The 14117-nt window shown below is 58.2% G+C and carries 12 protein-coding genes and 1 pseudogene; 4 read left to right on the plus strand and 9 right to left on the minus strand.

All coding sequences use genetic code 11. The features are described 5' to 3' along the window. The first annotated feature begins 39 nt into the window (after positions 1-39). Complete coding sequence (locus tag J2W17_RS09470) at positions 40-1056, plus strand: AbrB family transcriptional regulator (protein ID WP_307332822.1); 1017 nt, start codon at positions 40-42, stop codon at positions 1054-1056. Between the two features lie 427 nt (positions 1057-1483). On the opposite strand, the gene J2W17_RS09475 is transcribed toward J2W17_RS09470, so the two are convergent. From J2W17_RS09475 to mqo, 3 genes are all read right to left on the minus strand, one after another. After that, positions 1484-1795 carry a DUF6124 family protein gene (locus J2W17_RS09475; RefSeq protein ID WP_307332825.1) on the minus strand — a complete coding sequence of 104 codons (312 nt, stop codon included), beginning with the start codon at positions 1793-1795 and terminating at the stop codon, positions 1484-1486. Positions 1796-2210: 415 nt separating this feature from the next. After that, positions 2211-3542, minus strand: coding sequence for a serine hydrolase domain-containing protein (locus J2W17_RS09485; RefSeq protein ID WP_307332828.1), 1332 nt, complete (start codon positions 3540-3542; stop codon positions 2211-2213). Between the two features lie 355 nt (positions 3543-3897). Further along, on the minus strand, positions 3898-5556 hold the full coding sequence (gene mqo / locus J2W17_RS09490) for a malate dehydrogenase (quinone) (protein ID WP_307332831.1): 1659 nt from the start codon (positions 5554-5556) through the stop codon (positions 3898-3900). A 384-nt stretch (positions 5557-5940) separates the two neighbouring features. On the opposite strand from mqo, the gene ilvD reads away from it, so the two are divergent. Continuing rightward, the gene (gene ilvD / locus J2W17_RS09495) at positions 5941-7623 is read left to right on the plus strand and encodes a dihydroxy-acid dehydratase (RefSeq protein ID WP_307332834.1); all 1683 of its coding nucleotides are present in this window, start codon (positions 5941-5943) and stop codon (positions 7621-7623) included. A 160-nt stretch (positions 7624-7783) separates the two neighbouring features. On the opposite strand, the gene J2W17_RS31090 is transcribed toward ilvD, so the two are convergent. The 4 genes and pseudogenes from J2W17_RS31090 to J2W17_RS09510 all read right to left on the minus strand — a co-directional run bounded on the left by J2W17_RS31090 (position 7784) and on the right by J2W17_RS09510 (position 10861). Then, a complete protein-coding gene (locus tag J2W17_RS31090; RefSeq protein WP_373459970.1) occupies positions 7784-8647 on the minus strand; it encodes a methyl-accepting chemotaxis protein in 864 nt (287 codons plus the stop codon). Beyond that, positions 8642-9397: pseudogene (locus J2W17_RS31095) on the minus strand (MCP four helix bundle domain-containing protein); the annotation flags it as partial. The pseudogene J2W17_RS31095 and the gene J2W17_RS31090, both read right to left, overlap by 6 nt. Positions 9398-9680: 283 nt before the next feature. Continuing rightward, positions 9681-10433 carry a DUF72 domain-containing protein gene (locus J2W17_RS09505; RefSeq protein ID WP_307332840.1) on the minus strand — a complete coding sequence of 251 codons (753 nt, stop codon included), beginning with the start codon at positions 10431-10433 and terminating at the stop codon, positions 9681-9683. Beyond that, a complete protein-coding gene (locus J2W17_RS09510; RefSeq protein ID WP_307332844.1) occupies positions 10430-10861 on the minus strand; it encodes a DNA methylase in 432 nt (143 codons plus the stop codon). The genes J2W17_RS09505 and J2W17_RS09510 overlap by 4 nt, the downstream gene beginning before the upstream one ends. 167 nt (positions 10862-11028) lie before the next feature. On the opposite strand from J2W17_RS09510, the gene J2W17_RS09515 reads away from it, so the two are divergent. Continuing rightward, positions 11029-11460 (plus strand): nuclear transport factor 2 family protein, encoded by a 432-nt coding sequence (locus J2W17_RS09515; protein WP_307332847.1) that lies wholly within the window; start codon positions 11029-11031, stop codon positions 11458-11460. A 49-nt stretch (positions 11461-11509) separates the two neighbouring features. On the opposite strand, the gene J2W17_RS09520 is transcribed toward J2W17_RS09515, so the two are convergent. After that, positions 11510-12091, minus strand: coding sequence for a nucleotidyltransferase family protein (locus J2W17_RS09520; RefSeq protein ID WP_307332850.1), 582 nt, complete (start codon positions 12089-12091; stop codon positions 11510-11512). 530 nt (positions 12092-12621) lie between these two features. Between J2W17_RS09520 and msrA the strand changes: the two genes are divergently transcribed. Then, entirely contained in the window at positions 12622-13128 is a 507-nt protein-coding gene (gene msrA, locus J2W17_RS09525) for a peptide-methionine (S)-S-oxide reductase MsrA (protein WP_307332854.1), read from the plus strand. 18 nt (positions 13129-13146) lie between these two features. Here the strand turns inward: msrA and J2W17_RS09530 are convergent, their stop codons facing one another. Next, positions 13147-14112, minus strand: a complete 966-nt coding sequence (locus J2W17_RS09530; protein ID WP_307332857.1) for a GlxA family transcriptional regulator — start codon at positions 14110-14112, stop codon at positions 13147-13149. Positions 14113-14117 lie beyond the last annotated feature (5 nt).

Raw genomic sequence — 14117 nt, forward strand, 5'->3', positions numbered from 1 at the left:
TTGGGTTATTTCAAGAATTAAGGACGATTCGTCAGCCCCATGAAAACCCTCTTCTGCTTGCTGATCGCCATCAGTGTCGGTATCGCGCTGCAGTACGCCGGTATCCCCCATGGCCTGTTGCTGGGCTCGATACTCGCGACCGCATTGTTCGCCAGCAACCTGCGTTTTTCGCCCACCCTGCCCCTCAGCCTCGGTTATGTGCAAATCGTCCTGGGGGCCGCAACCGGCCTGATGTTCAAGTCATGGGACAGCCAAACGGCGGCGACCATGCTGCCCAGCCTGGGGTTCATGCTGCTGGCCCTGGCAGTCCAGAGCACCGTAGCCGGTTTCTGGCTGCTCAGAGTCTCGGGATGGAACCGCAAGGACAGCCTGCTGGCCGTCTACCCCGGCGCCCTCGCCGCCGTGTTCGACTTGCTGGAGTCCGAACGCGCATCCGGCAAAGTGATCGTCGTGCACCTGGTCCGCCTGCTATCGATTACCATACTGGTCAGTTTTTGCATTCCCGCACAGACCACCGCGCTGGTCGCCGAGAGCAGTCCGCTGGGCACGGATACGGTACTGACCCTGCTGTCGCTGATCGCCTTGAGCATGGTGCTCGGCCGTTTGCTGCTGCGTATCGGCGTTCCCGCACCCTTCATGCTCACCGCGATTGTCGTCACCGGCGCCTACATCAAAATGGGTTATCTGCAAACTTTCCACATGCCGCAATGGAGTGTCGACAGCGCCGTTGTCCTGCTGGGTGTGTTGATTGGCTCGAAGTTCAAGGACATCCCGTTGACGGAACTCATGCGCCACGGCCGTGCGGGGCTGATGTCCGTATCACTCATGCTGTTGATCGCGGCGGCCTTTGCCGTGATGGCCGGGCGGGTGCTGGGCGGCGATCCCTTGACGTTGTGGTTGGCATACATGCCTGGCGCCATCGAGACCATCACCCTTGTTGCTTTCAGTGGCGGGCTGAACGTGGTGTTTATCCTGACTCATCATCTGGTGCGGATGGTCATGCTGCACTTTGCGCCGGCGTTGCTCATCCAGGCGCGGCGCTGGCGGGAAATTTGATTGGCGGCGGCACTGCGGGAAGGACTAAACGGGAGAGATGGTGGCAAGGGCGCCGATCAAAATGGTCAACACCAGAAATCCACCGAGGAAAAATGCCATCTTGCCCATGGGGCCTCCTACGTTATGAGTTTGCGGTGCAGTAGCTGATGGAACTGCGGACCGTGCTGCCATTGTGAGCCGTGGACGCTGTGCATTACAGCAGCAGATGGCGCAGGAAAATACGGATCAGATTCCTCCAAGCTCGATGACACCCTAAACATCGCTGTCGCACCCGGCCCCTGTGGGAGCGTGGCTTGCCCGCGATGGCGTCCTGATGGCTGGCCAGGCTCTCCAGTCCGCACGCAATCCAACTGTAGGAGCTGGCTTGCCAGCGAAGGCGTCCTGGCAGCCAACCTATCCATATCGTAGATTCAGTCTTGAACCTCACCTACTCCTGCGGATCAACCTGATCCAACACCCGATTCACCGACAACTCCGCCAACGAAATCATCTGCTGAATCGCCAACGCCAAATTACATTTAGGACCTTCAAGGATAAACGCCAACTCACTGGCCATGACACTGGCTGAGGCAAGGGTTTCACAGGCGTGAACCAGGAGGGTTTCGGTGTTCACGGTGGGAACAATAGTGAAGATGGGATTGGGACGACGTTCCGCCATGGCTGGCTTACGGGATGGGGACACTGGATCGAATTTTGGCGACTCGGTTGTAAGGGACGGCTTAGCGTTGTCGTTGAGCATCTGGAACTCCAATGGATGGGGCTCCTATGAGAAATACGGGCTACCACACCCGGTTGCTGCCTTGGCAGCGACGGAGGGAGCTTAGCGAGAGGACTTCCGAGAGGCAAGCCGATTGGATTGTAGGAAATCTCCGAGACATTCTGGCCACCACTTTGCGGAAGTTATGATGTTTCAATTTCGGCCCCCAGTAAGTGGCGAGAGGGAGACGCCGGCCGTTTTCAAGAAATCGGTCGACTGTCAGGCCGTCTTCGCTGATAGCTGGCTGCGTAACATAAAGCGACTCTGTTGACGCCCTGCCGAGCCTAGTCGCGGCATCAAAAGCTCGTACCGAATTCAGCGTAGGCAGTTTATTTTTGCCCATGGCAGGTGTCATGCTCCCACTGAAAGAGGGACCAGCCCCCCTCATATTACTGCATTAATGCAACGCTTGAATCAGGGAGTTGAAGAAAACACCCTGCTCGCTATACAACACATCAGGTCCTTCAGCGTGCTCCCAAGTGGACCACTGAACCATAATCAAATTTTCCTTCGGATTGATTGCAATCGCTTGGCCGAAAATGCCATAGGCCCAAAAGGATTCGTCTGAATTAAAGCTACTTGTAGGTGCATAGGAAGCCTCGTCACCGGGCGCAAAGCCCATATACCACCACTGATAACCATGCTGACCCTTCGGAGCCCATGGCTTTACGGATCCGTCTGCTTTAGTCCAATCCGTAGAACGCTTTATCCAGTCGCCAGGCAGGACATGTTCGCCGTTGGAAAGTACGCCATTATTGGCCACCAACAGACCGAAACGCCCCCAATCTCGCAATGTTGCGTTGAAGCCATAGCCACCCATATCAACTTTTCCAGGTTTGAGCGCATACCAAACACCATCTCGCTCCATTCCAGCTGGCTGCCACACTTTTTTCTCCAAGTATTTGGCGATGGTCATTCCGGTTGCACGTTCCAACACCAAACCTACCAGCCAAGCCCCACCAGTGTTGTAACTCCAGCGCTCTCCTGGTTTTACACCGGGATTTCGGGCGAGGCCGCTAACGAGCGAGAGGATGCAGCTGTAAGGATCTTTGGTAGTTTCGCATACAATCATCTTGGATAAATCGGAATTGGGATCAGAAAGATCCTCACTCCATTTTATGCCGGAAGTATGTTGCATGAGTTGGTGCAGCGTTACTCCTTCCCATGCCGTACCTTCTAGCTCGGGAATATATTTCGTGATCAATGTATCAACCGATTCGATGGCATGGTCTTTTATCGCCGCACCAATGAGTACAGATACAATGGATTTAGCAACTGATCTGGATGTCCAAAGCGTCGTCTCATTAACGCTGTCACCGTAATGTTCCAGGACAATTTTGCCGTTCTTTATTACCAGCAATCCCGCAACGTTTTGATTTTTCAGGTAGTCGCTAATGCCAAGTTTTTTGTTGTCCAACTTATATTCAACACTTGAAACAGACTGACCGACCGGCAGCTTCTGTATGTTATTTTCGGAGCTTAAAAAAACATCACCAGCAAAAAGGTGGTACATATTCTTAGAACCAACAACCTTTTCACTCTGACTCCAGGCAAACCTTCTTTGAGGGTCAGGAATAATTTTATCGACCGGTTCTGGGCAAGAGTGCATCATATAACCATAGCAAGCCACAAGAGGGCTGCCATAAGCTTCCTGCAAAAATAAACTGCCGACAAGCAAGCTGCAAATCTTTATTGACTTGATCGCGCTGTTGGAAATTATTATTTTCATGGCGAGCCTCTATGAACTGTTGAGCGTATAGAAGACAAGTTTTCTGCGGGCGTATTAATAACTGATATGCATGGGTACGATGTTGGCTGACCGCCATCTACCTGGGCAAACTGTCACACGAAACGAGCGCCCGCAGTGACATCTTACGCTGAACCGCTAAATCGCGCTCAAACTGTTCCAGTTTGGCAAGCGTTTTGTATTCCCCCAATCGACCACATTTTTGTCATCCTCTGTGGGACGAACACCAGACACAATTGCGATGAATCAGAACGTTGTTGGGACCCCAAGATTTTCCTACCCAAAAAAAAGCCCACTGACCGTCACCGGTTCAGTGGGCTTCTGATTCAGCCTCTAGTTACAAAGCCATATCACTCGCAGCATTCTCTTTCACAGCCTTCGGCTGTTCAGCAGCGGCAGGCGCAGCAGGAACTGCAGGAACTGCAGCCTGACCAATCACCGGCGGCGGAGTCAGCTCCAACACCTTGGCGGTATAAGCCCACTCCTCAGCCACCTTCTCCGGGCTGCCATTCAACTGCGTGCCATAACTCGGCACGATCTGATGCAACTTCTCCTGCCACGCCGGCGAAGCCACCTTATCCTTGAACACCTTCTGCAGCACGGTCAGCATGATCGGCGCAGCAGTCGAAGCACCCGGCGATGCACCCAGCAAACCGGCAATAGTGCCGTCCTGCGAAGCCACAATCTCGGTACCCAGCTTCAGCACGCCACCGGCAGCTTCATCACGCTTGATGATCTGCACGCGCTGGCCGGCTTGCCACAGGCGCCAGTCTTCGGCCTTGGCGTTCGGGAAGTATTCCTTCAGGGCGTCGAGGCGGTCTTCATCCGACAGCATCAGTTGGCCAGCAAGGTACTCGACCAGCGGGTATTCCTTGATGCCGACCTTGGTCATTGGCCACACGTTGTGCGTGGTGGTGGTGCTCAGCAAGTCCAGGTACGAGCCTTCCTTGAGGAACTTGGTGCTGAAGGTCGCGAATGGGCCAAACAGGATGACGCGCTTGCCGTCCAGGACACGGGTGTCCAGGTGCGGCACCGACATCGGCGGTGCGCCAACGGAGGCTTTGCCGTAGGCCTTGGCCAGGTGTTGCTCGGCGAGGGTCGGGTTTTCGGTGACGAGGAACGAGCCGCCTACCGGGAAGCCTGCGTATTCCTTGGCCTCAGGAATGCCCGACTTCTGCAGCAGGTGCAGGGCACCGCCGCCGGCGCCGATGAACACGAACTTGGCGTCGGTTTCGGATTTTTTGCCGTCCTTGAGGTTTTTGTAGCTGACGCGCCAGCTGCCGTCGTCGTTGCGGGTGATGTCCTGCACTTCGCTGGACAGTTTCAAGTCGAATTTCGGCGTGGTTTGCAGGTGCGCGACGAACTGGCGGGTAATTTCGCCGAAGTTGACGTCGGTGCCGATCGGGGACCAGGTGGCGGCGATTTTCTGGTTCGGGTCACGCCCTTCCATCATCAGCGGCACCCACTTCTTGATCACCGCCGGGTCTTCGGAGTACTGCATGCCGGCAAACAGCGGGCTCGCCTGCAGGGCTTCGTAGCGCTTTTTCAGGAACTTGATGTTGTCGTCGCCCCACACAAAGCTCATGTGCGGCGTGGAGTTGATGAACGAACGCGGGTTTTTCAGCACGCCTTGCTGAACCTGCCAGGCCCAGAACTGACGGGAGATCTGGAAAGCTTCGTTGATTTCAACGGCTTTCGGGATCTGCACGTTGCCCTTGTCGTCTTCCGGGGTGTAGTTCAACTCGGCCAGGGCGGAGTGACCGGTGCCGGCATTGTTCCAGCCGTTGGAGCTTTCCTGGGCGACGCCGTCGAGGCGCTCGATCATTTCCATCGAGGTGCCGGGTTCCAGCTCGTTGAGCCACACACCCAGGGTCGCGCTCATGATCCCGCCGCCAATCAGCAGCACGTCGACCTTCTTTGCCTCTTCCGCCTGAACGGAAGTGATCCCCATCGACAAAGCCAGCCCCAGCAGGGCCGTGTTCATTTTTTTAAACATCTGTTGCACCTATGATAAAACGCCATCCGCCCTTCCATCCCCGTGCATCAAGCCCCTGGTTCACGGCAGGCAGGCAGCCTGGCGTGGGGTCCCGCACAAGGATTGGTGGGTGGGCACACAAGGCCGACGTGATCCATCGACCCCAGTTTATATGTCCCTGCTGAACTGACTTCTTATCATTATTGGCCTCAGCTTCTTGAGCGACAGTGATTCTGTTGGCGCGTCTTTCGGACACGCAAACTGAATAGGTCAAAGCAAGTTATTGCAAAGAATATCACGACATGGCAAACCCGCGCGTCTGTTCCCGACTCGATGGTCCGGGCACGGGCGCCGGGCGCCACTATACTGATCCTGATTTTTCTGTTGAGCCGGTGAGGAACTGTCATGAGCGATAAGGTCGATTTGCGCAAATACTCCTCTCAAGTGGTGGACGGTGTGGAACGCGCGCCCGGCCGCTCCATGCTGCGCGCCGTGGGCTTCACCGACGAGGACTTCAAGAAGCCGCAGATCGGCATCGCCTCGACCTGGGCGATGGTCACGCCGTGCAACATGCACATCGACAAGCTGGCGGTCGAAGCGGAAAAAGGCGCGAATGCCGCCGGCGCCAAGGGCGTGATCTTCAACACCATCACCATTTCCGACGGCATCGCCAATGGCACCGAAGGCATGAAATATTCCCTGGTGTCGCGGGAGGTGATTGCCGACTCCATTGAAGTCGTCGCCGGTTGCGAGGGCTTTGACGGGCTCGTGACCGTGGGTGGCTGCGACAAGAACATGCCCGGCTGCCTGATTGGCATGGCGCGGCTCAATCGCCCTTCCATCTTCGTTTATGGCGGCACCATCCGCCCCGGTGCCGGCCACACCGACATTATTTCCGTGTTCGAAGCGGTCGGCCAGAATGCCCGGGGTGATATCAACGAGATCCAGGTCAAGCAGATCGAGGAAGTAGCGATTCCCGGGCCCGGCTCCTGCGGCGGGATGTACACCGCCAACACCATGGCCTCGGCGATCGAGGCGCTGGGCATGAGTCTGCCCGGTTCCAGCTCCCAGGACGCGGTGGGCAGCGACAAGGCCTCGGACAGTTTCCGCGCCGGCCAGCAGGTGATGGAACTGCTCAAGCTGGACCTCAAGCCGCGGGACATCATGACCCGCAAGGCATTTGAAAACGCGATACGGGTGGTGATTGCCCTCGCCGGCTCGACCAATGCGGTGCTGCACCTGTTGGCCATGGCCCATGCGGTGGATGTCGAGCTGACCCTGGATGATTTCGTCGAGCTGGGCAAGGTGTCGCCGGTGGTGGCCGACCTGCGCCCCAGCGGCAAGTACATGATGAGCGAACTGGTGGCCATCGGCGGCATTCAGCCGTTGATGAAGCGCATGCTGGCTGCCGGCATGCTGCATGGCGATGTGCTGACGGTCACCGGCAAGACCCTGGCGGAGAATCTGGAGAACGTGCCTGACTATCCCGAAGGCCAGGACGTGATCCTGCCCTTCGACCAGCCGGTGAAGAAGGACTCGCACCTGGTGGTGCTGCGCGGCAACCTGTCGCCCACTGGCGCGGTGGCCAAGATCACCGGCAAGGAAGGCCTGCGTTTTGAAGGCACCGCTCGGGTGTATCACGGTGAGGAAGGCGCGCTGACGGGCATTCTCAATGGCGAAGTCAAGGCTGGCGACGTAATCGTGATCCGCTACGAAGGCCCCAAGGGCGGGCCCGGCATGCGCGAAATGCTCTCGCCGACGTCGGCGGTGATGGGCAAGGGGTTGGGCAAGGATGTGGCGTTGATTACCGACGGCCGTTTCTCCGGCGGGTCACACGGCTTCGTGGTGGGGCATATTACGCCGGAAGCTTTCGAAGGCGGGCCGATTGCGCTGATCGAAGACGGCGACAGGATCACTATCGATGCTGAAACCCGGCAGATCATGGTCGACGTGTCCGACGCCGAGCTGGCCGAGCGCAAGACCCGCTGGGTGCGGCCGGAATCGAAGTACAAGCGCGGGGTCTTGGCCAAGTATGCGAAGACCGTGTCCAGCGCCTCGGAAGGCGCTGTGACGGATAAGTATCTCTAGCAGGGCAACGTTGTCAGGGCCGACGTCTTTGTCGGAACGCCGCCCGGAACAAGCTCGCTCCCACTTGGATCCCTGCGGCGCTCACAAAATTTGTGGCCACCGCAAACGCCAGGCGGGAGCCATCGTCTCGATGCATTACACCGCCCGCCGGCGCACTATCTCAAAGCCGAAACCGATCCACCGACTGCGACAGCTTGCCCGCCAGCGTCGACAGTTCATCGGTGGTCGACGCCGTGCGGCCGATGACCTGGCTGTTGCCCTCGGACATGCCGGCGATCATTTCCACTTGATGGGCGATTTCGTTGCTGGCCAGGCTTTGTTCACCGATGGTACGGGTGATGTCGTTGACCAGTTGCGTGGTACTCAGCGTAGCGTCGAGGATTTCGCGAATGGCGCGTTCGACGTCGGCGGTGACCGCCATGCCTTTATCGACCTGGGCCACGCCCGCTTCCATGCTGGTCACCGCCTCGCGGGTGCTGAGCTGGATACGCGCGACCATGGTGGCAATTTCCTGGGTGGAGGCGCTGGTGCGTCCCGCCAGGCTGCGCACTTCATCGGCCACCACGGCAAAACCCCGGCCCTGTTCGCCGGCGCGAGCAGCCTCGATAGCGGCGTTCAGCGCCAGCAGGTTGGTTTGATCGGCTATGCCCTTGATCACTTGGATGATGCTGAAGATACCTTCGGATTCCTTGTCCAGCGTGCGAATCACCTGGGCCGATTGCTGGGCCGAACGGGCGATGCCGTCCATATCGTTGACCACCTGATGGATCACCCGCCCGCCATCCTTGGCCAGGGACTCCGCCTGGTTGGCCATGTTCAGCGCCCGCTCGGCGTGCCGGGTGATTTCCTCGATGCTGGCGGTCATCTCGCTGGCGGCCGCCGCCATGGTGCTGGCTGCTGCGCTTTGCTGCTGGCTGCTGCCGGCGACTTCATGACAGCCGTCGCTCAATTGCTGGCTCATGCCGCTCACGCCATGGGCGTTGCTGCGAACCGCCTCGATCATGCCGCGCAGGTCACGCTGCATGGTTGCCAGGCTACGAATCAGCGCACTGGCTTCGTCGTTGCGGGCGGGCTCGACGATAGGTTCGCTCAAGTTGCCATGAGCGATGCTGTCGGCAATGCGGCTGGCGGTCTGCAACGGGCCCATGATGCTCAGGATCACCCAGCGACCCTGGAGGAGCAGCAATAGGAGGCTGGCGATGAGCATGCCGCCAATGGCGAACCTGGCGTTGCTGATGACGTGCGCGGTACCGGCGCTGGTTTGTTGAGTGTCGGTTTCGATCAGCTCGCTGAGCGCGGCCATCTGGTCTTCGAGCTGGCTGAACGCAGCATTGAAGCTGCCCAGTTCTTTTTGTGCGGCATCCGGATTGACCAGTGCCAGCCCGACGATGCGTTCGGCGGCATTGATGTAGGTATCAAGGCTCGGCTTGACCTTGTCCAGGCTAGCCTTGAGCGTGGCGTGAACCGGCAGCTTGAGGTTTTCACCAAGCACTTCACGAAAGTGTGCCGCATGTTCCTCGATGGAACTGCGCACTTCAGTGGCGCTGCTGGTGCTTTTGCCCAGCCCGACCAGCATCGCGGCGAGCACGTCGGCGCGTAACGCGTCGTGCATCATGTCGCCTTCGAGGTGGTTGCGCAGCGCGGTCATGCTGACCTCATTGTCATTCACCGCCTGCGCCATCTGCGCGTTCCCCAGGTAGCTGACCAGGCTCATGATCAAGGCGGTGAGCAGTCCGGTGCCAATCAACAACAGCAAGCGTATTTTTATCGACACTTTGTGGTTCCCTGTCAGATGGATAAAGCCCTGCGCGGAGGGCTTCTCTGGACGGGTTATCGACTGTACCGGGCGCTAATTGAGGGTTATTTCCATACGCCCGTGTCTTTTACGACATGCGGTCGTCATCGATTGTTTTTGCGCGTTTCCCACACAGGAAAACCAGCAACAGGCTGGCGAACGCACCGACCACTGCAGAGGTCGACGGCATGATGTTCAGGGCTGAAAGAACACCTGTGGGCGCCTGGCTTGCCAGCGACAAGCCCCCCTAACGCCCGGTTTGTCACAGCTTGGCCTCGCAGCCCAGAAGTGCCTGCAACGTCAGCGCGTTGCTCAATGCAAACCCGCTTGCGGTGTTGTCGAGGATGCACCAGCGGGTCGTGCCCGCCTGCCCCGGGTTTTGCACCTGCCGCGCCAACGCTTCCAATCGACTCAGGTCGTAGTCGCTGTGATAAATGCGCGGCGAGCCGTGCCAGCGCCAGTACTGAATCCCCGACCACCCGCCCGGAGTATCGCCGCCGGTGATGGACGATGGGTCGGCAGCGACCCGCCCTATTCGCTGCTCGATCAATAAAGCGTCTGCGTCCAGCCAGCTCTCATGCCGCGGCTCAAGCACCACCGCCCCGGCGTAACGTTGCCGCAATGCCTGGAAAAACGCCGCGACAACGCTTTCGTCGTAAGCCAGCGACGGCGGCAACTGCACCAGCAGGCAACCCAAGGCATCACCCAGCGCCGTGCATTGGGATAGAAATTCGTCCAGCAACAGCTCGCAGCCTTGCAAGCGCTGAACGTGGGTGATGAGTTTGGGCACCTTGACCGAAAACCGGAACGTCGCCGGTACCGACTGCGCCCAGCGGCAATAGGTCTGCGACCGATGGGGACGATAGAAGGAGCTGTTGATTTCAACGGCCGAGAGTTGCGAGGCATACCGCTGCAGATGTGTGCCGTCCTCAGGAAACTTCGACCAGTGTTCTCGCGGCAGGCTCCAGCCGGCGCACCCGACGTACACCGCCGGAACTTGATTCGCCTGGTTCAATAAAGCACCGCCGCGGCATCGCGCATGAAAATCTCCACGGTCTTGGGCCCTACCCCGTCGAACTCGAGCAAGCGCTTTTCGAAGACTTGGCGATCCCCGCTGGCCGCCTGAATGTGGCCGATCTTGCCGGCGTATTCCTCGCTGAGTTTTTTACACAGGTTCAACAGGCGCGTTGCGGTTGTCTCGTCGTAGCGCACGTAATGGGCTTCACCCAACATCGAAACCAGTTGCCGATGGGTACAGCCGCCCAGCTTGCGCGCGGTATCACGCCCGTGTCGTTCAACGATGACGCGGTAGGCCTGGGCGGCGATTTCAGCTTGAATGCGCTTGCCCATCAGGAAGCTGGCAATAAACCATTTGAACAAGGCGCCTTCGTCTGCATGTTGCAGATGAATACCGAGATCGCTGGCACTGATCGATTTGTTCATTACAGGCGTTCTTCTCTAATGGCCGGAACCATCAACGGCTCCTTAACTTCGAGAAAAGCCCGGCCTGCAAGTTCGGTTTTTCCGCAACCCATGCTAGGTTGTACGACGACCGATGAGTTAAGTTAATGATCGTCGCTCCCGACAACCACAACAACAAGGAAACACCCATGAAACGAACCAGACTGCTGATTGGTTTTCTGTGCCTCTTCAGTGGCTACGTAGCGGCAGCCCCTTCCCCGGGCGAGAACGAGGTCGCGCAAGCCGTCGACCACCTGACTCAAGCCATGCTGAAGAAGAACATTGCGCAGCTGCAAGCACTAACTGCGGACAACCTGACCTACGGGCATTCCAGCGGCAAGATCCAGGACAAGAAAGCGTTCATCGCCGATATCGAAACCGGCAAAAGCGCGTTCAAGACGTTGGAAATGCAAAACCAGACCATCACCCTGTCCGGTGATGTAGCGCTGGTTCGTCACCACTTCTCGGCCCAGGCCCTCAAGGGGACTGAGGTGGTGCCTACGGAAATCGAGAACTTCCAGATCTGGCAGAAACAGAAAGGCCAATGGCTGTTGGTTGGCCGACAGGCTTTCCGTTTCTGATGTTTGATCGATGAAGGGGGACGCGTTATTTGAGACGCGTCCTCTTTCTTCATTTCATAACAGAAACATCCTCATCGGTGACGATTTTCAGCCAAGGCCAGCGGGCCTGATAACTCAGGGCCTTGTGTTCAAATAAATCGGGTTGAGGATTGCGCGGATTGATCCGCAACAGGCCTTCTTCGACATCGCTCAAACCGTAGGGCGCATACACCTCGCCCGTCAGCACATCCCACCCGATGCACGTCCCCGCGACCAGATAACGATCGATCCCATCCTTGGCCGACTGAAGCCTGGGGTAAGCCTTGCCGAACCGCTGGGCGTACCAAAGGTGAACCCGTGCCTGGTTCTTGATCTCAAGGCTCACGTCAAGGTCATGAAAGAGTTGGCGCGCGAGGTTGATGACTTCATTCTCAGCCTCCCAGGACACGTCTTCGTCAAAGTAAAAAACGTCGTAATCCTTGACGCCCCAGGCGACGGGATGGCCGGCTTGTTGATTCCAGACCGCCTGAAACAGGCAGCCTGCGGTCAACATGCATTGGTTCAGGCCGAGTGCAGGCAAGCGCCGCGCAATCTCAGCGTTGGCCGGATTGGTCATGGCGATTTCGATCAAGCGTTCGGGGGTCAACATCATGCCATCTCCCTGGGGGCAACAATATCCTTTGAAGGCTGACGATACATGAAATTCGTTGAAATATGCCCATCCGCCGCACCAACGAAAAAGCCCGCACAAGGCGGGCTTAGTGAGTAAAAGTTGAGTAGGTGGCCAGCGCTGGTCTCTGGCTTACAAGGTTTATCAGGACTCTGACAGAAGCGTTTTGTGCGCTTCTGCTTCACACGGCATAAGGGCTGGATCTCAGCGCGGAGATCTTTCTAACCGTGTACCCTTCGGAACGCGCCCCACGTTTCCTCGCTATCCGCTTTGCGCATCAGTCTGCGTCTTCACCTACAACTTCAGAGTAGCAAAGAAGCGCGACGCGTTGAACCCGATTTTTAGACCGATTTCCTTCATGAAAAACCGCGGCTGGAAGCAAAAATACTATGGCCGGCCCCAAGGATGAAATTGACGCTCACACAGGCCTGGGTAAATACTCGACGGCCCGGCAAGCGCATGCCGACAAGCGTGTGCAACGGCCAACACTGACTGATGGGATGGAGCGCAAAATGACGATGCGAACCGAAAAGGCCGTTCTGGCCGGTGGTTGTTTCTGGGGTATGCAGGATCTGATCAGGCGCCAACCCGGCGTAGTGTCAACGCGGGTGGGTTACACCGGCGGTGATGTCGACAATGCCACCTATCGCAACCATGGCACCCACGCCGAAGCGATCGAGATCGAGTTCGATCCGCAGCAGATCAGCTATCGCCAGATCCTCGAGTTTTTCTTCCAGATCCACGACCCGACGACCAAAAACCGTCAGGGCAACGATATAGGAGCCAGCTACCGCTCTGCCCTGTTCTATCTCGACAACGAACAGAAGCGCGTGGCCGAAGAAACCGTGGCCGACGCCGATGCCTCCGGGCTCTGGCCCGACAAGGTGGTCACCGAGATTGTGCCTGCTGGACCGTTTTGGGAAGCCGAGCCGGAGCATCAGGATTATCTGCAACACTATCCCAATGGCTACACCTGCCATTTCATCCGGCCAGACTGGAAGTTGCCCAAGCGCGGGTGATGGTGTGGGTGGCGGGCTCTACAGCGTTTGTCGAGTAGGGGCTTGCGTTCGGGCGTAGCGCCTAAGTTCCAGCGGTGTGCGTCCAACGACCCGCAGAAAGCTTTGCTGCATGCGGCCCGCATTGATGAACCCGTTCAGGCGCGCAATCTCCTTGAACGTTTGCCGCCCATCCTCCACCAGGGGTCGTGCCGCCTCCACGCGCAGGCGTTCGACCGCCCGTGCCGGGGTGACCCCGATAGACGAGGCGAACGCCCGGCCAAACTGGCGCACACTCAGGTTCGCGATCTGCGCCAGACGCTCGACCGAGAGATTTTCGTGCAGGTGTTCGCGGGCGAAGCTCAGGGTAGTACGAATGCGATCCGACCCCGGGTCGACATCCACCAGCGATGAGACCTGGCAATCGCCGCCAGGTCGTCGGCAGTAGACAACCAGCATGCGCGCGACCAAGCGCGCGATGTCCTTGCCCAGGTCCTGTTCGATCATGGCCAGGCTCATGTCGATGCCCGCCGACATGCCGGCCGAGGTCCACATGCCTTCGTCCTCGGTCCAGATGTGATCGCCGTCCACGCACAGCGCCGGATAACGCATCCGCAATTGCGGCGCGTAATACCAGTGGGTGGTTGCCGAACGACCGTCGAGCAGGCCGCTGGCAGCCAGCAGGAAAGTGCCGGTGCACACACTGGCGGTGCGTCGCGAGCGCTCGGAGATTTCGCGGATGGTCGCGGCCAGCTCTGCCGCCGGTTCGCCCTGCGGCGGCTCGGGTGCACCGACCACGATAAAGGTGTCGAAGGAGCCTGGCAGCAATGCCTCGGTCACCACGGCCAGCCCACCGGCGCTGGTTACCAATCCGCCATTGAGTGATGTGACAGTGAGTCGGTAATTGCCGGATGACAGCTGGCTGGCCATCAGAAAGGCTTCAAGCGGCCCGCTCAGATCCAGCAACATAAAACCTGGGTAGACCAGAAAACCGACATGACGGGGCATGGCCG

Origin of the sequence: Pseudomonas lini, assembly GCF_030812475.1 — a bacterium.
GTDB classification, from domain to species: domain Bacteria; phylum Pseudomonadota; class Gammaproteobacteria; order Pseudomonadales; family Pseudomonadaceae; genus Aquipseudomonas; species Aquipseudomonas lini_A.